We start from the raw sequence: 24445 nt of genomic DNA, 5'->3' as shown, positions 1-24445 counted from the left end.
GTGGCATCGCAAAGTCAAATTTTCCGAGAAATTTTTCCTATCTTTTCCCTGCATGTCCTATATAAGACATATGTTGTTGGCTTTCTTACAAAACTTACAAACCCCCATTTCATGCGCTTTTATGACGATTTTCCTCAAGTCCCCACTGGACAAACATGTTTAAGTAATTAAACTCATCACCATGAAACTCGCCTACGCCCGGGAAATCCCCCTCGTCTGGAAAAACGTCACCAAAACCTTCGCCGCCCTCGGCGACGAGCAGCGGCAGCGCATCCTGCTGACCTTCGACCGCGGCGAGCGGCTCAACGTCACCCAGATCGCGGAAGCCTCCACCCTCTCCCGCCCCGCCGTTTCCCACCACCTGAAAATCCTCAAGGAAGCCGGCGTGCTGGCCAGCAGCAAGGAGGGCAAGGAAGTGTTCTACTGGATCGACAAGGCCTTCCTGCAAGGGGCCCTGGGGGCGGTCATGGACTACCTGAACGCGGAAATCTGAGTCATGCCCGGCCAATTCGCCCTGCTCCGCCGTCGCCGCTTCCTGCCCTTGTTCCTCACCCAATTCCTCGGTGCCTGCAACGACAACCTGTTGAAGAATGCCCTGGTGGTGATGATCGCCTTCCAGGGCGCCCATCTCACCAGCCTCGACCCCGGCCTGATGGTGAACGCCTGCGCCGGCCTGTTCATCCTGCCCTTCTTCCTGTTCAGCGCCAGCGCCGGACAATTGGCGGACAAATACGAGAAGTCGCGTCTGATCCGCCTGGTCAAGCTGCTGGAAATCGGCATCATGCTGCTGGCGGCCGCCGGCTTCCTGTTGCCCAATCTGGTTTTGCTGCTGTCCGCCCTGTTCCTGCTAGGCCTGCACTCGACCCTGTTCGGCCCGCTCAAATACGCCATCCTGCCCCAGCACCTGCATGCGGAAGAGCTGCTGGGCGGCAACGCCCTGGTCGAATCGGGCACTTTCCTCGCTATTTTGCTCGGCACCTTGCTCGGCGGTCTGGCCATGACCTTGGGCCCCTGGGGACCGCCGGTGGCCGCGGGCGCTTGCCTGGCCTTGGCCTTGCTGGGCTACCTGAGCAGCCGGGCCATTCCCCGCGCCGCCGCCGCCGCCCCGGAATTGGCGGTCAACCCGAATCCCTGGACGGAAACCTGGCGCAATCTGCGCCTCGCCCGCCAGAATCGCGACGTGTTCCTGGCGATCCTGGCCATTTCCTGGTTTTGGTTTTACGGTGCCGTCTTTCTTTCCCAGTTTCCGGCCTTGGCCCGGGATGCCCTGGGCGGCAGCGAGAGCCTGGTCACCTTGATGCTGGCCCTGTTTTCCGTCGGCATCGGACTCGGTTCCCTGCTGTGTGAGCGCCTGTCCCGCCAGGGACTGGCCTTGGGCCTGGTGCCCCTGGGCGCCTTCGGCCTGAGCCTGTTTGCGATGGATGTGTACTGGGCCAGCCCGGCACCATCCGGCGGCACGCTGCTTGACCTCGGTGCGGTCCTGGCGCGGCCCGGCAGTTTGCGCACCCTTGCCGACCTGCTCCTGATCGGCGTTTTTGGCGGGTTTTACTGCGTGCCGCTCTACACCCTGATCCAGACCCGAACGGCGGCAGAACGCCGTTCCCGCATGATCGCCACCAACAACATCCTCAACGCGCTGTTCATGGTGGTGGCGTCCCTGGCTGCCATGGCCCTGCTGGCGGCGGGATGCTCCGTGCCCGCGCTGTTGCTGCTGGTCGGGCTGGTCAATGCCGCCCTGGCCCTCTGGCTATTCCGCGCCGCGCCGGAATACCTGCACGGCTGGGTGCGCTGGTGGCGCGCCCTGGGCCAACGGCAAAGCTGAATCAGTCCTTGCCGACGCCCAGCCGGGCCAGGATGCCGTCGAGCTGGTCGAGACTGCCGAAGCGGATCGTCATGCTGCCGGCGCCCTTGCGGTTGGCGGCGATTTTCACCGTCGCCCCGAGACTGTCGGCCAGTTCTTCCTCCAGGCGCAGGATGTCCCGGCTGGGTTCCTTGGCGCCGCCCTTGGCCGCCGGCGGATTGAGCTCGCGGCTGACGATGCGCTCGGTTTCCCGCACGGAAAAACCCTTGTCCACCACCCAGGCCGCCACCCTGCCCTGCTCCGCCTTGGGCAGGGGCAGCAGGGCACGGGCGTGGCCCATTTCGATGTCGCCGGCCATCAACATGTCCTGAGCCGGCTTGGCCAGCTGCAACAAGCGCAGCAGGTTGGAGGCGGCGGGCCGGGAACGGCCCACGGCGTCGGCGGCCTGCTGGTGGGTCATACCGAATTCGTCGATCAGGCGTTGCAGACCTGCGGCTTCTTCCAGGGGGTTGAGGTCTTCCCGCTGGATGTTTTCGATCAGGGACATGGCCAGGGCCGCGTCGTCCGGGATTTCCCGGATCAGCACCGGCACCTCGGTCAGCCCGGCGATCTGACTGGCGCGCCAGCGCCGCTCGCCGGCGATGATTTCGTAGCGGTCATTGCCGATGGGGCGTACGGAAATCGGCTGGATCAGGCCCTGGGCCTTGATGGAAGCCGCCAGCTCCTCCAGGGAACCGGGATCCATGCGGGTCCGGGGCTGGTACTTGCCCGGCTGCAAGGCGCCGACCGGCAGGCTGTCCTGTCGGCTCCCCTCGGGGGAATTGTTGGCGGCCAGCAGGGCATCCAGGCCGCGGCCCAGGCCCTTGAGTTTCGGTGGATTCATCTCGTTACCTCCATCGCGTCGCCCCATCGGGCAGCGGCAAAATAGTCGCCCCTTTCCTGGGGAAAGGGGTTGGGGGAAAGGTCGTCCCTACTCTTTCCAGTTCTTGACCCGTTCGATCATTTCCTCGGCGAAGGCCAGGTAGGCCTGGGCGCCCTTCGCGGCCCGGTCGAACACCACGCCGGGCATGCCGTAGCTGGGAGCTTCCGCCAGACGCACGTTGCGCGGCACCAGGGTCTTGAACACCTTGTCGCCGAAGTGCTCCTCCAGCTGGTCGGACACCTGCTTGGAAAGGGTGCTGCGGTTGTCGAACATGACCCGCAGCAGGCCGATGATCTTCAAGTCCCGGTTCAGGTTGGCGTGCACTTTCTTGATGGTGTTCACCAGGTCGGACAAGCCTTCCAGGGCGTAGTACTCGCACTGCATGGGGATGATCACGCCGTGGGCGGCGCAAAGACCGTTCAGGGTCAGCATGGACAGGGACGGCGGGCAATCGATGAGGACGAAATCGTAGTCGGCCTCGTGTTGCTTGAGGGCCGCCTTGAGCCGCATCTCCCGTTGATCGAGGCTGACCATTTCCACTTCCGCCCCGGCCAGGTCGCGATTGGCCGGCAGCACGTCGAAGCGGGCCTCGTAGTTGCTGCTGGTGGAAGGCTGGCGCGCCTGGGCCAGGTCCGACAGGCCGAGCAGGACCTGATAGACCGACTGCTGCAAGCCCTGCTTATCCACCCCGCAACCCATGGTGGCGTTGCCCTGGGGATCCAGGTCCACCAGCAAGGTCCGTTGGCCGTGCAGGGCCAGGGCCGCGGCAAGATTGACCGTGGTGGTGGTCTTGCCCACCCCACCCTTTTGATTGGCGACGGCGAAAATATGCACCCGATGTTCTCCCTGAATCCTGTTAATTCTTTTGCAAAACAATCAAATGGCGCTGGGCAGCGAGGCCCGGCACCTTGAGTTCATGACGCGCCACCAGCATCCAGTCCGCCGGTAAGCGGGCGATTTCCTCCTCAGGATAAACACCCTTCATGGCAAGCAGGCGTCCGCCAGGGGCCAGCAAATGACCGGACCAATTGACGAAATCGGCCAACTCGGCAAAGGCGCGTGAAGTCACGGCGGGGAACTGCCCCTGCACCTTTTCCACCCGGGCACTCATGGGGGAGAAATTGTCCAGTCTAAGCTCGATCTTGGCCTGCTGCTGGAAAGCCACTTTCTTTTCCACCGTCTCGATGGACGTCACCTTCAGCCCGGGACAGACGATGGCCAGGGGAATGCCGGGCAAGCCGGCACCGCTACCCACGTCGGCCAAGGAAGCCAGTTCCCGCACGTAGGGCACCATGGTCAGGGAGTCCAGCAGATGATGGCTGACCATCTCGGCCTCGTCGCGGATGGCGGTCAGGTTGTAGGTGCGGTTCCACTTGGACAACAGGCGCAGATAGGTCAACAACTTGGCTTCGGTAGCGGCGTCCAGATCCAGGCCGAGGGCCACGATGCCCTCGTGGAGTTGGCTTTCCAGACTCATGCCGCATCCGCCCCGGGCGCGGCGGACACCTTGTCCGCCAGATTGCGTCGTTTCAAATGCACCAACAAGAGGGAAATCGCCGCCGGGGTAATGCCCTGGATGCGGGAGGCCTGGCCCAGGGTTTCGGGCTTGAACTGGTTGAGTTTCTGCTGCACTTCAATGGACAGACCGCGCACCTCCCGGTAGTCCAGGTCGTTCGGCAGGCGCAGGGTTTCATTGGCCTGGGCCTTTTCCACTTCTTCCACCTGGCGGTCGATGTAACCCTGGTACTTGGCCTGGATTTCCAACTGTTCGACCACGGCCGCATCCGTCACCGGTTCGCCGGCATTGGGCAGGGTCAGGAGATTTTGGTAACTCACCTCGGGGCGACGCAGCAGGTCGAACAAGCTGTATTCCCGCTCCATGGACTTGCCCAGTACCCGCTCCGCCTCGCTCGGCGGCAGGGTACGGGGATGGACCCAGGTGGACTTGAGGCGCTCCGCCTCCTTGGCCACGGCGTCCCGCTTGCGATTGAAGGCGTCCCAGCGCAGGTCGTCCACCAGACCCAGTTCGCGCCCCACTTCGGTCAGGCGCAGGTCGGCGTTGTCTTCCCGCAGGGACAGGCGGTACTCGGCGCGGCTGGTGAACATGCGGTAGGGCTCGGCCACGCCCCGGGTAATCAGGTCATCCACCAGCACCCCCAGATAGGCCTGGTCGCGCCGGGGCGACCAGCCTTCCTTGCCATGAGCGTAGCGGGCGGCATTGACCCCGGCCAGCAGACCCTGGGCGGCGGCTTCTTCGTAGCCCGTGGTGCCGTTGATCTGGCCGCCGAAGAACAAGCCCTGGATGTGCTTGGTCTCGAAGGTGGCCTTGAGGTGGCGCGGATCGAAGTAGTCGTATTCGATAGCGTAGCCAGGACGGGTGATGTGCACGTTCTCCAGGCCGCGGATGCTGCGCACCAGGGCCAGTTGCACGTCGAAAGGCAGGCTGGTGGACACGCCCTGGGGATAGATCTCGTGGGTGGTCAGGCCTTCCGGCTCCATGAACACCTGATGGCTGTCCTTGTCGGCAAAGCGGTGGATCTTGTCCTCAATGGACGGGCAGTAACGGGGCCCCACCCCTTCGATCACACCGGTGAACATGGGCGAACGATCGAGGCCGCCGCGAATGATCTCGTGGGTGCGGGCATTGGTGTGGGTGATCCAGCAGGGCACCTGGCGCGGATGCTGTTCCGCCTTGCCGAGGAAGGAGAACACCGGCACCGGATCGTCACCGGGCTGGCGTTCCATCACCGAATAGTCGATGGTCTTGCCGTCCAGGCGCGGGGGCGTACCGGTCTTGAGGCGACCCACGGGTAACTTGAGTTCCCGCAGCCGGTCAGCCAGGGAAACGGAGGCGGGGTCGCCGAAGCGGCCGGCGCGGTAGTTTTCCAGGCCTACGTGAACCAAGCCGTTGAGGAAGGTGCCGGCGGTGAGCACCACCGCGGCAGCATCGAAACGGATGCCCAATTGGGTGACGGCGCCGGTGACCTTGTCACCGTGGACGATCAGATCGTCCACCGCTGCCTGGAAGATGGTCAGATTGGGCTGGTTTTCCAGTCGGGTACGGATGGCCAGCTTGTACAACTGGCGGTCGGCCTGGGCCCGGGTGGCCCGCACGGCGGGGCCCTTGGAGGCATTGAGGATGCGGAACTGGATGCCCGCTTCGTCCGTCGCCGCTGCCATGGCGCCCCCCAGGGCATCCACTTCCTTCACCAGATGGCCCTTGCCGATGCCGCCGATGGACGGGTTGCAGGACATGGCACCTAGGGTTTCGATGTTGTGGGTCAACAGCAAGGTACTGGCGCCAGTCCGGGCCGAGGCCAGAGCAGCCTCGGTTCCGGCATGGCCGCCGCCGATCACGATCACATCAAAACGGGTGGGGAACTGCATGGGGTTTGCCTAAGGAAGAGAGCGAAAACACGCCTCAAAAAAGAGGCGCAATCATACGCTCCCCACTCCCAAAGTGAACCCGGGGCCGCTGCTCCTTGATGAGTTCCCATGTTTCACATGAAACAAAACCAACCAGTGCCACCCTCCCGCCTCGATGTTTCATGTGAAACATGGGGGATCAAGCAGGGAAGAAGGTATCGAAACCGATCTTGAGCAGCAGGGCGCCGGTCACCAACAGGAACACGCCACGGACGAAGCCGGCACCATGTTTCAAGGCCAGACGACTACCGAAGCCGGCGCCAGTAATGTTGCACACCGCCATCACCAAGGCCATCGGCCAAAGTATCTGCCCATGGGGAATGAAAAAGGCCAGGGCCGCCACATTGGTGGCGACGTTGACCACCTTGGCGCAAGCCGAGGCCCGCAGGAAGTCGAAACCAAAATAACGGATGAAGGCGAATATCAAAAAGCTGCCGGTACCGGGACCGAAGAAGCCGTCGTAAAAACCAATAACGCCACCAATCAACACGGCCGGCAGCAGGGGGCGCGCCGGCATGGTGCCGTGGATCCGGCCGAAGTCCGGCTTGAACAGGGTGTAGCCGAGCACGCTGGTTATCAGCACCAAGACCAGGGGACGCAGGATTTCCTTGGATATCCAGGCCACGGCCGCGGCACCACAAAAGGCGCAAACGAGCGCGGCCAAGGTTGCCGGTAAAACCACCTGACGCCAGGGAATGGCAATGCGGCGTCCATAACGCCAAGCCGCATTGAGGGAACCGAACACGCTGGCCCCCTTGTTGGTGCCAAACAAAACCGCGGGGGATTCGCCGGGCAAAGTGGCCAACAGGGCCGGCACCTGGATCAACCCGCCACCGCCGGCCACCGCGTCCACAAAACCCGCCGTGAATGCCGCCAGGGCCAGGAACAGGAGTTCCACTACTTGCCGATGCAGAAACGGGAGAAGATTTCCCCCAACAGGTCGTCCGGGGTGAATTCGCCGGTGATACGGGACAAGGCGTCCTGAGCCAGGCGCAGTTCCTCGGCGCAAAGCTCGATCCGGTCCAACTGGCCTTGCGCCAGGTCGAGCCGCCTGGCCGCCTCGGCCAGGGCTTCGAGATGGCGTTCCCGGGCCAGGATCACGTCCTCGCCGTGGCCCTGCCAACCGGCTTTTTCCAGCAACAGATCGTGCAACAGGTCGATGCCCAGGCCCATCTTGGCGGAAAGGGCCAGATGGGTACTGCCGCCCTCCTCCCAACGCCGGGGTTCCTGCTTGGCCAAATCGCATTTGTTATGGATCACCACCCGGCGCGCACCGCCCGGCAAACGGGAAGCCACGACCCGGTCGGCGGGAGTGATGCCACTACGGGCATCGACCAATTGCAGGACCAGATCGGCCTTGGCGATTTCCTGCCAGCTGCGTTCGATGCCGATCTTTTCCACAGGGTCGTCGCTCTCCCGCAGACCGGCGGTATCGATGATGTGAAGGGGTATCCCTTCTATCTGGATGGTTTCCTTGAGGGCGTCCCGGGTGGTGCCGGCGATGTCGGTGACGATGGCCCGCTCCTCCCCCGCCAGACGATTGAGCAGGGATGACTTGCCAGCATTGGGCAGGCCTGCCAGCACGACATGGAGGCCGCTGCGCAACAAACTGCCCTGACGGGCCCGGTCGCGCAAATCGACCAGGGTGCCGATCAAATCTTGCAGGCGCTGGGCAGCATCGGTATCCCGGATGACGTCGATTTCCTCGTCGGGGAAGTCCAGGGTGGCCTCCACTAGCAGACGCAGGGCGATGAGCTTATCCACAAGTTTGTGCACAGCTTGGGAAAAGTCGCCGGAGAGGGAGCGCAAGGCCGATCGGGCGGCGGCGGCGGTCGAGGCCTCGATCAAATCGGCCACCGCCTCGGCCTGGGCTAGGTCCAGTTTGTCGTTGAGAAAGGCGCGGCGGGAAAACTCGCCGGGTTCGGCCAACCTGGCCCCCAAGGCGAGGCAACGGGCCAGCAACAACTGCATGACCACCGGACCGCCATGGCCCTGGAGCTCAAGCACGTCCTCGCCGGTGAAGGAATGGGGTGCGGGAAAATAAAGCAGGATGCCTTGGTCGAGGGCCGCGCCTTGTTCGTCGCGGAAGGTGGCCAGGGTGGCCAGGCGCGCCGCGGGCCGGCGGTCGCAAAGCCGCTCGGCGAAATTCAGCAGGTCGGGACCGGAGACCCGCACCACGCCGATGCCGCCACGACCGGGAGCCGTGGCGACGGCGGCGATGACGCTATCAGGCGACTTTCTTGCCACCTTCGATCATGCGATTGATCTGCCATTGCTGGGCGATGGACAGGGTGTTGTTCACACACCAGTAGAGCACCAGGCCGGCGGGGAAGAAGAGGAACATGCCGGTGAACACGATGGGCATGAACAGCATCACCTTGGCCTGGACCGGATCGGCCGGGGCCGGGTTGAGCTTGGTCTGCAACAGCATGGTGGCGCCCATGATCAGGGGCAGCACGTAGTAGGGGTCCTTGCTGGACAGGTCGGCGATCCACAGGATCCAGGGCGCGTTACGCATTTCCACCGCGCCCAACAGGGCCCAGTAAAGGGCGATGAAGACGGGAATCTGGATCAGGATGGGCAGACAGCCGCCCAAGGGATTGATCTTCTCCTTCTTGTACATCTCCATCATTTCCTGGTTCAGCTTGGCCCGGTCGTCGGCGTACATTTCCTTGAGCTTTTGCAGCTTGGGCGCGACCTGCTTCATCTTGGCCATGGACTTGTAGCTGGCCGCCGACAGGGGGAAGAAGATGGCCTTGACGCCCACCGTCAGCAGGATGATGGCCCAGCCCCAGTTGCCGGTGAGCTTGTGCAGCATTTCCAGCACCCAGAACAGGGGCGCGGCGATCACCGTCAACCAGCCGTAGTCCACCACCAGTTCCAGGCCCGGGGCGATCTGTTTGATCTTGTCCTGCTCCTGGGGACCGGCGTACAGCGGCACGCTGACCTGACCTTCATTGACGGGCAGAATCACGCCCGCCGCGTAGAGGTCGCCCACCTTGCGGGCGTAGAACTCCCGCTCCACCCCGACCTTGGGAATGAAGGCGGAGAAAAAGTAGTGCTGCACCATGGCCACCCAGCCGTTGTCGGCCTTAGTGGCATGCTTGGCCTTGTCCTTGGCGATGTCCTCGAAGGAAGTCTTTTGGAACTTCTCGCCATCGGTGTAAAAGGCCGGACCGGTATAGGTGCTGGCGCCCATGTAGCCACTGCTTTCCACCTTGCCGTCACGAACGATCTGGAAATAGGCATTGCCGGCCTTGGCACCGCTGAAGGAAACATCCACCAGATAGCTGCCGCGATGGAAGGTGTAGGTTTTGATCACCTTGTTGCCAGCCGCGTCATTGGCCGCCAGCTTCACTTCCAATTGGTCCTGGCCGTCCTTCAGCTCGGTATCCCCGGGCAGGATCTGCCACTGGCTCTTGTGATTGGGCTGGCCCTCGCCGGTCAGACCGGATTGGCCCAGATAAATATGGTGCTCGCCAGAATCGAACAGGACGAAATTCTTCTTGGCGTCGCCGTCAGCCAAATGCTTTTCCAGTTCCAGGCGCACCAGATCGCCACCCTGGGCGGAAATCTCCGCCCGCAGCAGATCGGTCTTGACTTCGACCTTGGGGCCGGTGGCAATGGATTGCGCCGAAGGGCTGCCAGGCACCACGGGCGCGGAAGCATTGCTGTTGGTGGATGGAGTGGGCACGGCATTGCTGCCGTTGGCACCAGCCTGCGCCGCAATGGCGGGAGCTTGGGGGTGGTTGTGCTTCTGCCAGGCATCCCACAACATGATGAGGGAAAAACCGAACACGACAAACAGGATCAAACGACGGTGGTCCATGAAATCGCCTATGACAATGGGGCTAAACGCAGCGCGGAAATTATTAGGGAACGGGGTCGAAACCACCGCTGTGCCAAGGGTTGCAACGACCTATCCGTTTGACGGACAACCACAATCCCTTGACCAAGCCATGCTTTTGCAAAGCCTCGAGAGTGTACTCGGAACAGGAGGGATAAAACCGGCAGCTGCGCCCGAGAAAAGGACTGATCGCCAGTTTGTAAAACCGGATCAAAACGAGTAAGGGATAGATCAGCGGATTCTTCATGACGCGTCAGAGACCCGTTCAGCCGGCTTCGGTTCCCCGCCACCCGATCGGGGCAAGGCTTGTAGAAGGGCCATGACATCCTCGGCCAAAGCCAGCCGCAATTCTGGATCGCCAGGGCGGCTGGACAGGGACTTGCCCTCCTTGCCCGGACCACGGGCCAAGCGCAGCACCAAATCCATCTGGGGCAAGTCGGCCAGGGAACGCCGGAAAGCCTCGCGGGCGATGCGCTTCATCAGATTGCGCAAAACCGCCCGCCTGGCCAATCGTTTCGGCACCACCAAGCCCAGACGGGGCAACATGGGTACGCACGAATCCCCTGCGGCAGCGGCACATGGCCGCCAATGCAAATCGAAGAATTTTCCCCTGATCACCCGGCGGTTTTGGAAAACCGCTGAAAACTCAGAGGCTTGGTGAAGCCTGTGAACGGGGCGGAAGCGATTGTCGACCGCCACCCCGGATCGGAACCGACGTTTAGACGCTCAGACGATGACGACCCTTGGCGCGGCGAGCTGCCAGAACAGCACGGCCACCACGGGTACGGGAGCGAACGAGGAAACCATGGGTACGCTTGCGGCGCACGACGGAAGGTTGATAAGTACGTTTCATGGAGGCATCCCCCGGCTAAAGAAAACGCGCGATTAGATATTTTTCAGAAGGAACTGTCAACAATTTCAAGGAAATGTCCGCCGTTTTTCCCTTCTGTCCAAGGATTTTGGGTTGCTGCGAAGTTGGCTCGAAGTTGTTGTTGAATTAAGGAATCTATAAAGTCCTCTGTTGACAACTAATGCACCCCTGTCCCTGTGAATAAGTCATTAGTCTTTTATTTTTCAAAAAGTTACGACAATAAAAAACACTGAGTAAGTACGGTATGGCGTTGGGGACAATTGTGGAGCTTTTGTTCGCTTGGGTAAAACCGGCGACTTATCCACAGTCCGCCACGGGGTTTTCCAGGGCTTGTTCACGTCGATGACCTGGGTCGCGGATCAATCCGCCGATGGCCTCAACCGTCGGCTTGAACGCCCGATTTGTCTTGTGGATAACTTTCCGTTAACCCGATAAAATGCGCCGACTCAACCGAGAGATGGTTGGCTGATTTTCGCCTCATCTAGCAGTCAAGCGGGCAGTTGAGCGTTTAACCCGCCCCTTGGGCTGCCAGGGCATCACCATGAACTTTCAGGAACTTAGCAACACATGAGCGATTTTTGGTCCGCCTGCTTGAGCCAGTTTGAACAGGAGCTGTCCTCCCAGCAGTTCAATACCTGGATCAAGACCTTGCGCATGGAAGACGATGGCGACCATCCCCGGCGTTTGCGCTTGTTGGCTCCCAACCGTTTTGTCCTGCAATGGGTCCGCGAACGCTACCTTGGTCAGATCGAAGCCCTGAGCCAAGCCTTTTATGGCGAGCCGGTGGATCTATCCCTGGGCTTGTCCGACGGCAACGGGGCTGGAGCTGAAAAAGAAACCGTCCCCGAACAAGAGGATTTCCTCGCCCTGGCCGAAACCGGCGCGGGGGAAAAACCGGGTGGCAGCAACCACCTGATGGCATGCGCTCCCCTGGAGTCCCTGATGGCCGCCCCGGTGGCCAATGCCAATTTCGAGAAGTCCCGCCTCAATCCCACCTTCACCTTCGACACTCTGGTGACCGGCCGCGCCAACGACCTGGCCCGCGCCGCCGCCCAGCAGGTGGCCGTCAATCCCGGTGTGTCCTACAACCCCCTATTTGTTTATGGCGGTGTCGGCCTGGGCAAGACCCACTTGATCCACGCCATCGGCAATGCGGTGCTGGCCGCCAATCCCAGCGCCCAGGTGCGCTATCTGCACGCCGAGGACTTCGTTTCCGACGTGGTGAAGGCCTACCAGAACAAGGCCTTCGACGCCTTCAAGAACTACTACCGCAGCCTGGACCTGCTGCTGATCGACGACATCCAGTTCTTCAGCGGCAAGAACAGCACCCAGGAACAGTTCTTCTACGCCTTCAACGCCCTGGTGGAGGCCAAGAAGCAGATCATCATCACCTGCGATACCTATCCCAAAGATATCCACGGCCTGGAAAACCGTCTGATCTCCCGCTTCGACTGGGGTCTCACGGTGCAGATCGAGCCGCCGGAGCTGGAAATGCGGGTCGCCATCGTCAAGAAAAAAGCCGAGGCCTCCCGCATCGAAGTCTGCGACGACGTGGCCTTCCTCATCGCCAAGAACCTGCGTTCCAATGTGCGCGAGCTGGAAGGCGCCCTCAACCGGGTGTTGGCCTTCGCCCGCTTCCACGGCAAGCCCATCAGCATCGACGTGGCCAAGGAAGCCCTCAAAGACGTCATCGGCGCCACCAACCGCCAGCTCACCCTCGAGCTGATCCAAAAGACCGTCGCCGATTATTACAAGATCAAGGTGGCCGACATGTATTCGCCCAAGCGCACCCGGGCCATCGCCCGGCCGCGCCAGGTGGCCATGTGGTTGTGCCGCGAACTCACCGCCCACAGCCTGCCCGAGATCGGCGACGCCTTCGGTGGCCGCGACCACACCACCGTGCTCCATGCCTGCCGCACCATCGTCGACTACCGGGTACGGGACAGCCAGCTCAACAACGATCTGCACGTGCTGTTGCAGACCATCAAGGGCTAGGCCGTGGTGACTGTGAATTTGCCCAAACCCCCCTCAATTCGACACAGTCGTTTTCACGCTTTTCCAATAGACTTTCCCATTAATCAAACTGCTGAAATCATTGGTTTTTCAGAATCTGGCGGACCTGGCCGCCATGACCAGTTTTCTAAGGAGAATTAAACGATGCTTCTATTCAAAGGCCCCCGCGACCAGATCCTGGCTCCGCTACAGTCTGTCAGCGGTATTGTCGAGAAGCGTCACACCCTCCCCATCCTTTCCAATGTGTTGATGGAAAAGGACGGCGAGCGGCTCACCCTCCTCGCCACCGATATCGAAATCCAGATCAAGACCGGCACCCAGGCCGTCGGTCCCGAGAAAGTGGCCCTCACCGTGGCCGCCCGCAAGCTGCAAGACATCCTGCGCTCCCTGCCCGAGTCCGCTGAAATCAGCCTCGACTTCGAAGACCGCCGTCTCCAGCTCAAGGCCGGCAAGAGCCGCTTCAACCTACAAACTCTGCCGGCGGAAGACTTTCCCCGCATGGCCGGTGCCGAAGGCCAGCAGACCAAGCTGACCCTGTCGCAAAAGCAGTTCAAGCGCCTGCTTGCCCTGGTGCAATACTCCATGGCGCAACAGGACATCCGCTACTACCTCAACGGCTTGCTGCTGGTGGTGAACGGCAACGAAATGCGCGTCGTCGCCACCGACGGCCACCGCCTCGCCTTCGCCAGCGAAGCCCTGCCCGACCACCACGAGCGCATGGAAGTCATCCTGCCGCGCAAGACCGTGCTGGAACTCTCCCGCCAACTGGCCGACAACGACGAACCCCTGGAAATCGTCATCGCCCCTACCCAGGTGCAGTTCCGCTTTGGCGACATCGAGTTCGTCTCCAAGCTGATCGACGGTAAGTTCCCCGACTACGAGCGCGTCATTCCCCAGAACCACACCAAGCTGCTGCGCCTGCCCGCCGCCTTGCTGCACCAGTCCCTGTTGCGCGCCGCCATTCTTACCAACGAAAAATTCCGCGGCGTGCGCCTGCTCTTGTCCAACGGCAGCCTCAAGATCATTTCCAGCAACGCCGAACAGGAAGAAGCCCAGGAAGAAATCGAAGTCGAATATTCCGGCGACACCCTGGACGTGGGTTTCAACGTCACCTACCTGCTCGACGTGCTCAACAACGTCAGCGCCGAGACCATCGAAATCCGTCTCGCCGACGCCAATGCCAGCGCCCTGTTCTCCCTGCCCGACAACGACCGCTTCAAGTACGTCGTGATGCCCATGCGCATTTGATCGGGCGCCGTCGCACCTTCTCGGTCCCCGGCGTGCCGGGGACTTCGTTTTTCTTGCACCACTTAGATATCGCGTAAAACACCATGACTGAGCAAACATCCGCGCCCGGCTACGGCGAAAACAGCATCCAGATTCTCGAAGGGCTGGAAGCGGTGCGCAAGCGTCCGGGCATGTACATCGGCGATACCTCCGATGGCACCGGCCTGCATCACCTGGTGTTCGAAGTGGTGGACAACTCCATCGACGAAGCCCTGGCCGGCCATTGCGACGACATCGTCGTCACCATCCACACCGACAACTCCATCTCCGTCACCGACAACGGTCGCGGCATTCCCACCGGCGTCAAGATGGACGACAAGCACGAGCCCAAGCGCTCCGCCGCCGAAATCGCCCTCACCGAGCTGCATGCCGGCGGCAAGTTCAACCAGAACTCCTACAAGGTCTCCGGCGGTCTGCACGGCGTCGGCGTCTCCTGCGTGAACGCCCTGTCCAAGTGGCTGCGCCTCACCGTGCGCCGCGACGGCAAAAAGCATTTCATCGAATTCGAGCGCGGCGTGCCCGTGGACCGAGTTCTGGAAATGCGCGACGGTTTCGAAGTCTCCCCCCTCAAGGTGCTGGGCGACACCGACAAGCGCGGCACCGAAGTGCACTTCCTCGCTGATGACGAAATTTTCGGCAACGTCGAATTCCACTACGAAATCCTCGCCAAGCGCCTGCGCGAACTGTCCTTCCTCAACAATGGCGTCAGCATCCGCCTGGTGGACCAACGCAGCGGCAAGGAAGAACTCTTCGCCTTCGCCGGCGGCGTGCAAAGCTTTGTCGAATACATCAACCGCAGCAAGACCGTGCTGCACCCGAGCATCTTCTACTCCCAGGGCGATGCCGTGGTGGCCGATGGCGTCACCATCGGCGTTGAAGTCGCCATGCAGTGGAACGACAGCTACCAGGAACAGGTGCTCTGCTTCACCAACAACATTCCCCAGTCCGACGGCGGCACCCACCTCACCGGCCTGCGCGCCGCCATGACCCGGGTGATCAACAAGTACATCGAAGAAAACGAAATCGCCAAGAAGGCCAAGGTCGAAATCACCGGCGACGACATGCGCGAAGGCCTGGCCTGCGTGCTTTCCGTCAAAATGCCCGACCCCAAGTTTGCTTCCCAGACCAAGATGAAACTGGTGTCTTCCGAAGCCCGCCCGGCGGTGGAAGAAGTGGTCGCGCAAAAGCTGGCCGACTACCTGCTGGAAAAACCCATCGACGCCAAGACCATCTGCGGCAAGATCGTCGAAGCCTCCCGCGCCCGCGAAGCCGCGCGCAAGGCCCGCGAAATGACCCGCCGCAAGGGCGTGCTGGACGGCATCGGCCTGCCCGGCAAGCTGGCCGACTGCCAGGAAAAAGACCCCGCCCTGTCCGAGATGTACCTGGTGGAGGGCGACTCCGCCGGCGGTTCCGCCAAGCAGGGCCGCGACCGTAAGTTCCAGGCCATCCTGCCCCTGCGCGGCAAGGTGCTCAACGTCGAGAAGGCCCGCTTCGACAAGGTGCTCTCCTCCGAACAGATCGTCACCCTGCTAACCGCCCTGGGCTGCGGCATCGGCGCCGACGACTTCAACATCGAAAAGCTGCGCTACCACCGCATCATCATCATGACCGACGCGGACGTGGACGGCGCCCACATCCGCACCCTGCTGCTCACCTTCTTCTACCGCCAACTGCCCGAGCTGGTGGAACGCGGCTACATCTACATCGCCCAGCCGCCCCTGTACAAAATCAAGCACGGCAAGACCGAGCTGTACATCAAGGACGACGCCGCCCTCAACCAGCACATGCTGACCCTGGCCCTGGACGGCGCGCAACTCACCCCCCGTACCGGCGCGCCGGTCATCGAGGGCGACGCCCTGGGCGAGCTGGCCAAGAGCTACCTCACCTCCGAATCCATCATCAAGCGCCTGTCCGACTTCGTCGACAGCGAAGTGCTGCATGCTTTGCTGGCCAACGTCATCGACCTCAAGCTCGACGACGAAGCCAGCGCCCAGGCAAGTGCCGACGCCCTGCGCCAACACGTCAAGGAAGTGAACATCGTCGCCGCCTACGACGAACGCAAGGAAGCCTGGCAACTGCGCATCGAACGCATGCGCCACGGCAACCAGCGCGTCACCAAGATCGACCCCGACTTCCTGCTCTCCGGCGACTGGGCCCAACTGCACCGCACCGCCCAACTGATCGCCGGCCTCATCGGCCCCGGCGCCAACGTCAAGCGCGGCGAAAAATCCGCGCCCACCGACAGCTTCGCCCAAGCCATCAACTGGCTGCTGGCCGAAGTGGAACGCGGCCTCAGCAAGCAGCGCTACAAAGGCCTGGGCGAAATGAACCCCGAGCAACTCTGGGAAACCACCATGGACCCCGCCGTGCGCCGCCTGCTCAAAGTGCAGATCGAAGACGCCATCGCCGCCGACGAAATCTTCACCACCCTCATGGGCGACGAAGTGGAACCCCGGCGGAATTTCATCGAGAGCAACGCGCTGTACGCGAAGAACATTGACGTGTAATTTTGTAGGTTTGTAGGTTCTCACTGAAGTCTAGATATTTCCCAAAAGTCGAGATTTCATGAGAATTATTTAGAATGGCCGCATAATTTATGCGGCCATTTGTTTTTGGAAAAATTGGTGGCATGGCGTGACTGAACGACGGGACGGATATCAAGGAAAGAATGACGAGTGCTACAAATGTAGAACTTCAGAGTAAAGCTAACCAGCAACAGCTTGAGGCCATAAAGTCCACCGATGGGCCGGTACTAATCATTGCTGGGCCAGGCTCGGGCAAGACCTTCACACTGGTTGAGCGGATTGTCTACCTCATTACCCACAAGGGAGTCGCCCCCGAGTCACTGCTGGTTGTTACCTTCACCGACAAGGCCGCGCGCGAGCTGACCACCCGCATTTCAAACCGGCTCGCCGAACTGGACATCCAGTTCAACCTGAACGAGATGTACCTCGGTACGTTCCACTCCATCTGCCTGCGGCTGCTGGAGGATTACCGCGAGTTCACCCGGCTCAAACGCAGTTTCACGCTGTTCGACCAGTTCGACCAGCAGTACTTCATCTACCAGCACATCAAGGACTTCCGCGCGCTACCAGACGCTGACTTGGTCATGGGCGATGACCAGACGGGCCGCTGGACGCAGTCGGAGAACTTGCTCAAGTGGCTCAACAAAGTCAGCGAGGAAGCGCTCGACGCAACCACGCTTGCAGAGGCCCCTGAACCAGAAGTCCGCGCGTTGGCGACCTGCTTCGCCAAGTATCAAGAGCTGTTGCACGAGTACAACTCGCTGGACTTCTCAGGCATCCAGTACGAGGCCTTGCAACTGCTGGAAAAACGTCCCGAGTTGTTGGCACAACTGCGCGAAAAGCTCACCTACTTGATGGTGGATGAGTATCAGGACACCAACACCATTCAGGAAAGCATCCTTCTGCTGCTGGCGGGCGAGCGTCGCAATCTATGCGTGGTGGGCGACGACGACCAGGGTTTGTACCGTTTTCGTGGTGCCACCATCCGCAACATCCTGGAGTTTCCAGCGCTGTTCAACGACGGGCAGTGCAAGCAGGTCAAGCTGACCGTCAACTACCGCTCGCACCCGGACATCATCCGCTTCTACAACGAGTGGATGAAGGAGCAGGTATGGGACGACGGCACTCGCGTGTTTCGCTTCGCAAAGCAGATCGTCCCGCGCGGGGGTGACTTCCCAGACCTGTCGACGGCGGTACGGCTGGCTGCCAGTGACGACAAGGACGACACCACCAATTGGCACGCTGAGGTGTTGGCCTTCCTCAACGGGTTGAAGGACTCGGGCCAGCTTTCCGACTGGAATCAGGTCGCATTCCTATTCCGCTCGGTCAAGAACGACAAGGTCGTGGCACTGGCACGCTTCCTCGAATCGCAGGGCGTGCCTGTGTTCTCGCCCCGCTCGAACATGTTCTTCGAGCGCGAGGAGATCCGCCTGATGATCGGCGCGTTGATCTTCTTGTTTCCTCAGTTTCCCAAGGTGCGGGCATGGTCCGAAGGAGTCACGCTGCCCGTTTGGGACTTCTACGATCATCAGTGCTTCAAGCCCTTCATCGACGAGCTGCGCAAGCCGGAAAACAAACCGCTGCTGGACTGGGCGCGTCCGCTGGCCAAGCGCCATGCCGTACTCACGCAGAACACCGACTACTCCTTCTCAGGCCTGTTCTACCAACTGCTGCAGTTCCCACTGTTTTCGCGCTTTCTTACTGAGGAGGCTGTGCAAGGCGTGGACAAGGGACGCGCAGCGCGCAACCTTGGCACCTTCTCCAAGCTGCTCACCAAGTTTGAGTATCTGCACTACGTCAGCGTCCTTAACCCCGAGTGGCTGGAAAAGAACCTGCGCGACCTGTTCAACCAGTTCCTGCGCTTCCTGCAGGACGGCGGCATCGGCGAATACGAGGACGAGGCCGAGTATGCACCCAAGGGCTGCGTCTCGTTCCTGACCATCCACCAGTCCAAAGGGTTGGAGTTTCCGGTCGTCGTGTGCGGCTCTCTGGAGGCTGTGCCGCGTAAGCAATACAGTGAACTTGACGTACTACTGGAAAATGGCGGCTACCTTTCCAAGGAACGCTTCGAGCCGCTCGGCCACATCAAGAACTTCGACTTTTGGCGGCTTTTTTACACTGCGTTTTCTCGAGCCCAGAACTTGCTGGTTCTTGCTGCTCAAGTGAGGCAAGGGCGTGGCCGATCACCCTCTAAGTATTTCGATCGTTTGTTTTACGAGCTGCCGAGTTGGCGTGACGTCGATCTCTCAGCACTGACTTTCGAGGCTGTTAAACAGATCAATCTCAAGCGTGAATACTCGTTCACTTCGCACATTACAGTGTTCGAAAACTGCGCTGAGCAATACCGCTTCTTCAAGGAACTTGAGTTCAATCCCATTCGTGCCGGTGCCCAATTGTTTGGTACGTTGGTGCACCAGACAATTGAAGACATCCACAAGGCTGTTCTTCGTGGCGAAGAAGCAATTGTCACTCCCGATCAGATTCAATCTTGGATGTCTATCAACTACCAGTACCTTTCCAAACGCGAACGCCAATACCTTGCACCGCAAACGTTAAAAGCGGTGGAAAAACACGTTCTGGGCTATTACGAGCGAGAGAAAAATGACTGGGATCGCATCAAAGAGGCTGAAGTCGAGATTTCTCTCATCAAGGATAAGTACATTCTGAAGGGTAGTGTAGATCTGATCCGGGGTGAGCATGGCACTGTAGAGATCATCGACTTTAAGTCGGAGAAGAAGCCAGACATGGAGAGGGATCGGGATCGCCTGCGTCAGTACCAGCACCAGCTGGAAGTGTACGCCCATTTGGTGGAGGAGCGTACCGGCCAGAAGGTTAGCCGGATGCACCTCTATTACACTGGCGAGGATGATGGAAACCCTTACGTGTCCTTCACCAAAGACGACTGTGCTATTGGTAAGACCATTGCACGCTTCGACGACATCGTTTCGCGCATAGAGCGGCAGGACTACAAGATTCCGGCACGCCCGGCCAAGCGTTGTTTGGAATGTGATTTACGCGCTTACTGCGACAAAAAGAATTGGAAATTCAGGAAAAACGACTGATGAGCAAGAACACACTCGCGCAGGAAAGCCTGCAACTGGACACGCCCGAAGGCACAACCACCGACGTCGAGAAGTACGAGTTTGAGCCGATCAAGGGCTATCCGATGCTGAACTGGCGCGGCAAACGCCCGTTTACCTCGACGCAGTATTACCCGGCACAGTTGAAAGAAGTCCATGGAGAAGAGGTGGATGGCTGGCGAAACAAGATCTTCTGGGGCGATAACCTTCAGGTGATGAGCCATTTGCTGAAGCAGTTCAGGGGAAAGGTTGATCTGATCTACATCGACCCACCGTTTGATTCGAAGGCGGATTACAAAAAATCGATCGTCCTCAAAAATAACCAAGTAAACAATGATCAGAATAGCTTCGAAGAGAAGCAGTATTCAGATATTTGGAGCAATGACGAATATCTCCAATTCATGTACGAGCGGCTTGTGCTTTGCAGAGAGATGCTCAACGAATGCGGGGTTTTTGTCGTTCACTGCGACTACAGAAAGAGTCATCACCTTCGCTGCATAGCCGACGAGGTTTTTGGTGTGGATCGGCTGATAAATGAAGTTGTTTGGAAGCGTCGTACCGGAGTACTTAACCAATCGCGCAAACTAGGAGCATCTACTGACACGCTGCTTATTTACGCCAAAAACTCTGATAAATACCAATTTATTCCGCTCTTCACTCCTTACGAGGATGATGATCCATACGTACTCTCTAAGTTTGTCTACAAGGAAGACGGAACTGGAAGGCGCTATAGACTTCACGCGATCACAAGTCCGTCGTACAGCCCAACGCTCGTTTATGAATACAAAGGCTATCAGTCGCCCGCGAACGGCTGGGCTTTCTCTCGGGAGACGATGGAAGATTGGGAGCGAGCCGGAAAACTCTATTTCCCAGAGGATAAATCTCAAAGAATTCAGAGAAAACAGTATCTCGACGAAACCCCTGGCCGGCCAGTGCAAAACCTTTGGGATGACATTCGTCCAGTGAATTCACAGGCTCTTGATGATACAAAGTATCCGACTCAGAAACCTGTTGAATTGCTGAATAGAGTGATATCACTTTTTACTAAGCCAGGTGACTTGGTAGCTGACTTTTTCATGGGCTCAGGAACAACTCAAGCAGCAGCTATGCGACTCAGTCGTCGCTTTATCGGCGCGGACATTAATCTGGGTGCAATCCAGACGACGGCAAAGCGGTTAATTGGTATTGCCGAAGATTTACGTCAGAAGACGCTTAATGATGAGGCAAAGAACTACATCGGATTCGAACTGCATAACGTCAACCACTACGACATCTTCCGTAACCCGGTTCAAGCCAAGGAATTGCTGATCGAGGCGTTGGAAGTGCAGAAGCTTGAATTCAGCACCGTTTTCGACGGCGAGAAGGACGGGCGCATGGTCAAAATCATGCCCGTCAACCGCATCGCTACGCGCGCCGATCTGAACGAGCTGATTGCGGGTTTCGACTACAAGGCGTGGGAGCGCAAGCAAAACGACAGCCCGAACCGCCCGGTAGAGAAGATAGCCCTTGTCTGTATGGGCCACGAGCCAGACTTGGCCGCGCAGCTAGAGCTGGCCGCAAAACCCTTCAAGATCGACGTGGAGGTGGTGGACATCCTGCGCGACAAGGCCAATCTGGAATTCAAGCGTGATTCGCAGGCCAAGGTTGTCATCAACAACGGCGAGTTGGTTATTGAGAAGTTTTACCCGATGAACTTGCTGCAAAAGCTCTCGCTGCAAAAGGAATCGGTCGAGGACTGGAAGGAACTGGTCGAGTCGGTGCTTATCGACTGGAACTACGACGGCGCGGTGCTGCAACCGGCGGTGTTGGACATCCCTGGCAAGAACGAGATGGTCAAGGGGGCGTACAAGGTTCCGGGCGATGCGGGAACTATCCGCGTGAAGATTACCGACCTGCTGTCTGAGTCCTGGGAAGGGAGCGTCAGTAATGGCGACTAAGCGCGCGACTGCACAGGCCAGCACTGCCGGCGCGTCGCTGGATTTCGCCTTCTTCCGTTTCCTTTGGCAGTTTTACAAGGACAACCGAGGGTCGATCCGGCAGAACTACAAGGAGCTGACCCGCAAGTTCCTCGACTTCAATAACCCGGAGAAGAACACAAAGGCCTTCCTCCGTCAGCCGCAGTTCGAGGCGCTGGAAACCTATGTTTTCCTCAAGGAGTTCCTCGGCAACGCCAAGGTTGAAGAAGTCTTCCGGGCTTGGTACGAGCGCAGCGGGAAGTTCGAGGGTCGAAAGTTTGGCTCCTTCCTTGGCACTGCCGGGCAGGAGATGTTCTCCTTCGGGGAGTCCGACGAGCTGGAACTGAGCTCGTACAAGCTGTTGTTTGAGAAGATGCGTAAGAACTCGCGCGCCTACCCAAACTACATCTTCGCGCTGACGATGGGAACGGGCAAAACTATCCTGATGGCGACCTGCATCTTCTATGAGTTCCTGCTCGGCAACAAATTCGAGAAGGATGCGCGCTACTGCCACAACGCGCTGGTGTTCGCACCTGACAAGACGGTGTTGCAGTCACTGAAGGAAATCGAGTCCTTCGACATGACTCGTGTCGTGCCGCCGGAGTACGTCAACTTCCTGACCACGCACCTGCGCTTCCACTACCTCGAGGAGGCCGGTACCTCGCTGGACACTTTGGATCGCTCGCGCTTCAACATCATCGTCTCCAACACGCAGAAGATCATCCTCAAACGCCAACACAAGGAAAAGACTTCTGTTGACAAGCTGTTCGGTGCGACCGGCGAAACCCTCGCCGCCAACGGTGTCTATGCCGATGCCGCCGACCTCTACAATTTCGATCAGCCCGAGGAAGAAGGGGAACTGACCACCAATCAGCGCTTCGAAAAGCTGCGCCGCCTGGAGCAGTTGGGTATCTTTGTAGACGAGGCCCATCACGCCTTCGGCAAGGCGCTGGCCAAAGACATGGGTGTCGGAGCCAAGGAAACAGACACCAGCCTACGCACCACCATCGACGTCCTGGCCGCCAGCCTGAGCGCGGCGGGTACGCGGGTGGTGGCCTGCTACAACTACACCGGTACGCCCTACGTGGGGCGCGAGGTGTTGCCTGAAGTGGTCTACGCCTACGGACTGAAGGAAGCCATCGACAAGGGTTTTCTCAAAAAGGTGATGTTGCATGGCTACGCCAACACTCGAACCGACGAGTTTGTCGACATCGCCATCGAGAATTTTTTGAAGGAGTCTGGCGAGCTACGCCCGGAAGGCTTGCTCCCGAAGCTGGCTTTCTTCGCGGCCACCATAGACGAGCTGACCGGTGAACTGCGTCCTGCGGTAGAGCGTGCGCTGCTCAAGCACGGCATTCCTACCTCGCGCATCCTGGTCAACGTAGGCGATGACAAGCTCACCACCAACGACGACATTCGCGAGTTCAATCGGCTTGACACCGACGGGTCTGAGAAGCAATTTATCCTGCTGGTCAACAAGGGCCGGGAAGGCTGGAACTGCCGTTCGCTGTTCGGTGTAGGCCTGTTCCGCGAGCCCAAATCCAAGGTGTTTGTACTGCAGGCGACGATGCGCTGTCTACGCGCAATCGGGCAGGCCCAGCACACCGGCCATATATTCCTCTCGGACGACAACCTCAATACGCTGAACGACGAGCTGCAGCAGAACTTTCGCATCAGCGCCGACGAGCTGCAAAAGACAGGCAAGGACAAGGAGCGCGTGGAAGTGCGTGTGGTTGAGCCCCCGGTCAAGATCAAGCTGGTTCGCGTGCGCAAGCAGTACCAGATGCGCGAGAAGGCACTGGTTCCTGGCCAGACGCTGGGAATCGACCGCGCTGATAAGGAAGTCTGGAACACGCTGGTCGAAAAGTACCGACTGATCGAAACGCAGCAAGATGGCTTGACCGCTGCTGACGCGGCGCGCGCGTCAGGTAGTCGTACCTTGGATTTGACATCACGCCGGGAAAAGCGAGCCTTCTCACGGCTGTCACTAGTGGCCGAGGTGTCCCGCTATCTCAACCGAAGCCCACTGGAGATCGAGGATCTGCTTGACGCGACGAAAGAAGGTACCGACGAACTGGTTGCCATCACCAACGAGTTCAACGAACTGCTCTACGACGAGATCATCCCGCGTTTGTTCCGCCAGCTCTACGACCTGGACGAGTCGCAGCAAACCGAGGAGCACGAGGTCGATCTGATCAAGCTGCCTCCGAACGGCTACTACGAGGTGTCGGCGGCAAAAGACAAGATTGTTCGCATGGGCGACGCGCAGATCAAAGACGAAGAGCGAGCCAAGAGCTTCCACCTCGACACCTACTGCTTCGACTCCGGCTCGGAGAACTGGCTGTTCTGGGATCTACTGCGTGAACAGCGGGTAAAGAAAATCTACTTCACCGGGATGCTGACACACGGCCAGTCCGACTTCTTCATCCAATACATAGATCCAGACTCTCGCACAGTGCGTAGCTACTACCCCGATTTCATCTTCCAGCGCGAAGAACCGGATGGTAGCTTGAAGTACGTGATCGTCGAGGTAAAGGCCGATAACCAGATTGAGGATGCGGTGGTTCAGGCTAAGAAAGATTTTGCCCAACAAATCGCGGTGGCCAGCGGTATGGAGTACCGTATCCTTAAGTCATCTGACGCTGACAAGAGACATTTCCGGATGTTGCTTTGAGACTATGAAGTTAATCTCCATGGCTGCATAGTTTCAAATGGCCA

General features: G+C 59.4%; 18 protein-coding genes. 8 read left to right on the top strand and 10 right to left on the bottom strand.

What is annotated here, in order from left to right:
- Nucleotides 1-181: 181 nt before the first annotated feature.
- Both ACYQ2U_RS06080 and ACYQ2U_RS06075 read left to right on the top strand, forming a co-directional pair.
- Entirely contained in the window at nucleotides 182-493 is a 312-nt protein-coding gene (locus ACYQ2U_RS06080) for an ArsR/SmtB family transcription factor (RefSeq protein ID WP_459949462.1), read from the top strand.
- 3 nt (nucleotides 494-496) lie between these two features.
- Nucleotides 497-1822 carry an MFS transporter gene (locus ACYQ2U_RS06075; protein ID WP_459949461.1) on the top strand — a complete coding sequence of 442 codons (1326 nt, stop codon included), beginning with the start codon at nucleotides 497-499 and terminating at the stop codon, nucleotides 1820-1822.
- A gap of 1 nt (nucleotide 1823) precedes the next feature.
- Here ACYQ2U_RS06075 and ACYQ2U_RS06070 read toward each other — a convergent pair whose 3' ends face one another.
- The 10 genes from ACYQ2U_RS06070 to rpmH all read right to left on the bottom strand — a co-directional run bounded on the left by ACYQ2U_RS06070 (nucleotide 1824) and on the right by rpmH (nucleotide 10849).
- Nucleotides 1824-2684, bottom strand: a complete 861-nt coding sequence (locus ACYQ2U_RS06070) for a ParB/RepB/Spo0J family partition protein (RefSeq protein WP_459949460.1) — start codon at nucleotides 2682-2684, stop codon at nucleotides 1824-1826.
- 87 nt (nucleotides 2685-2771) lie between these two features.
- Nucleotides 2772-3557 (bottom strand): ParA family protein, encoded by a 786-nt coding sequence (locus ACYQ2U_RS06065; RefSeq protein ID WP_459949459.1) that lies wholly within the window; start codon nucleotides 3555-3557, stop codon nucleotides 2772-2774.
- A gap of 22 nt (nucleotides 3558-3579) precedes the next feature.
- The gene (gene rsmG / locus ACYQ2U_RS06060) at nucleotides 3580-4200 is read right to left on the bottom strand and encodes a 16S rRNA (guanine(527)-N(7))-methyltransferase RsmG (protein WP_459949458.1); all 621 of its coding nucleotides are present in this window, start codon (nucleotides 4198-4200) and stop codon (nucleotides 3580-3582) included.
- Entirely contained in the window at nucleotides 4197-6110 is a 1914-nt protein-coding gene (gene mnmG / locus ACYQ2U_RS06055) for a tRNA uridine-5-carboxymethylaminomethyl(34) synthesis enzyme MnmG (protein ID WP_459949457.1), read from the bottom strand. The genes rsmG and mnmG overlap by 4 nt, the downstream gene beginning before the upstream one ends.
- Nucleotides 6111-6288: 178 nt before the next feature.
- Nucleotides 6289-7047 (bottom strand): TSUP family transporter, encoded by a 759-nt coding sequence (locus ACYQ2U_RS06050; protein WP_459949456.1) that lies wholly within the window; start codon nucleotides 7045-7047, stop codon nucleotides 6289-6291.
- Nucleotides 7047-8396, bottom strand: a complete 1350-nt coding sequence (gene mnmE, locus ACYQ2U_RS06045) for a tRNA uridine-5-carboxymethylaminomethyl(34) synthesis GTPase MnmE (protein WP_459949455.1) — start codon at nucleotides 8394-8396, stop codon at nucleotides 7047-7049. Before mnmE ends, ACYQ2U_RS06050 begins: the two co-directional genes overlap by 1 nt.
- A complete protein-coding gene (gene yidC / locus ACYQ2U_RS06040; protein WP_459949454.1) occupies nucleotides 8377-9978 on the bottom strand; it encodes a membrane protein insertase YidC in 1602 nt (533 codons plus the stop codon). Before yidC ends, mnmE begins: the two co-directional genes overlap by 20 nt.
- 43 nt (nucleotides 9979-10021) lie before the next feature.
- Entirely contained in the window at nucleotides 10022-10243 is a 222-nt protein-coding gene (gene yidD, locus ACYQ2U_RS06035) for a membrane protein insertion efficiency factor YidD (protein ID WP_459949453.1), read from the bottom strand.
- Nucleotides 10240-10695, bottom strand: a complete 456-nt coding sequence (gene rnpA / locus ACYQ2U_RS06030) for a ribonuclease P protein component (RefSeq protein WP_459949452.1) — start codon at nucleotides 10693-10695, stop codon at nucleotides 10240-10242. Before rnpA ends, yidD begins: the two co-directional genes overlap by 4 nt.
- Nucleotides 10696-10714: 19 nt before the next feature.
- Nucleotides 10715-10849, bottom strand: a complete 135-nt coding sequence (gene rpmH / locus ACYQ2U_RS06025; RefSeq protein WP_084300507.1) for a 50S ribosomal protein L34 — start codon at nucleotides 10847-10849, stop codon at nucleotides 10715-10717.
- A 585-nt stretch (nucleotides 10850-11434) separates the two neighbouring features.
- Between rpmH and dnaA the strand changes: the two genes are divergently transcribed.
- The 6 genes from dnaA to ACYQ2U_RS05995 all read left to right on the top strand — a co-directional run bounded on the left by dnaA (nucleotide 11435) and on the right by ACYQ2U_RS05995 (nucleotide 24401).
- Entirely contained in the window at nucleotides 11435-12862 is a 1428-nt protein-coding gene (gene dnaA / locus ACYQ2U_RS06020) for a chromosomal replication initiator protein DnaA (RefSeq protein ID WP_459949451.1), read from the top strand.
- A gap of 162 nt (nucleotides 12863-13024) precedes the next feature.
- Nucleotides 13025-14128 (top strand): DNA polymerase III subunit beta, encoded by a 1104-nt coding sequence (gene dnaN / locus ACYQ2U_RS06015; protein WP_459949450.1) that lies wholly within the window; start codon nucleotides 13025-13027, stop codon nucleotides 14126-14128.
- Nucleotides 14129-14211: 83 nt separating this feature from the next.
- Nucleotides 14212-16674, top strand: a complete 2463-nt coding sequence (gene gyrB, locus ACYQ2U_RS06010; protein ID WP_459949449.1) for a DNA topoisomerase (ATP-hydrolyzing) subunit B — start codon at nucleotides 14212-14214, stop codon at nucleotides 16672-16674.
- 161 nt (nucleotides 16675-16835) lie between these two features.
- Entirely contained in the window at nucleotides 16836-19754 is a 2919-nt protein-coding gene (locus tag ACYQ2U_RS06005; protein ID WP_459949448.1) for an ATP-dependent helicase, read from the top strand.
- Nucleotides 19754-21709: a site-specific DNA-methyltransferase gene (locus ACYQ2U_RS06000; protein WP_459949447.1), complete on the top strand. Its 1956-nt coding sequence runs from the start codon at nucleotides 19754-19756 to the stop codon at nucleotides 21707-21709. The genes ACYQ2U_RS06005 and ACYQ2U_RS06000 overlap by 1 nt, the downstream gene beginning before the upstream one ends.
- Nucleotides 21699-24401 (top strand): TnsA endonuclease N-terminal domain-containing protein, encoded by a 2703-nt coding sequence (locus tag ACYQ2U_RS05995; protein WP_459949446.1) that lies wholly within the window; start codon nucleotides 21699-21701, stop codon nucleotides 24399-24401. Before ACYQ2U_RS06000 ends, ACYQ2U_RS05995 begins: the two co-directional genes overlap by 11 nt.
- The last annotated feature ends 44 nt before the right edge of the window (nucleotides 24402-24445 follow it).

The organism is Denitratisoma sp. agr-D3, assembly GCF_054658675.1.
This window is presented reverse-complemented; position numbering and strand designations above follow the sequence as displayed.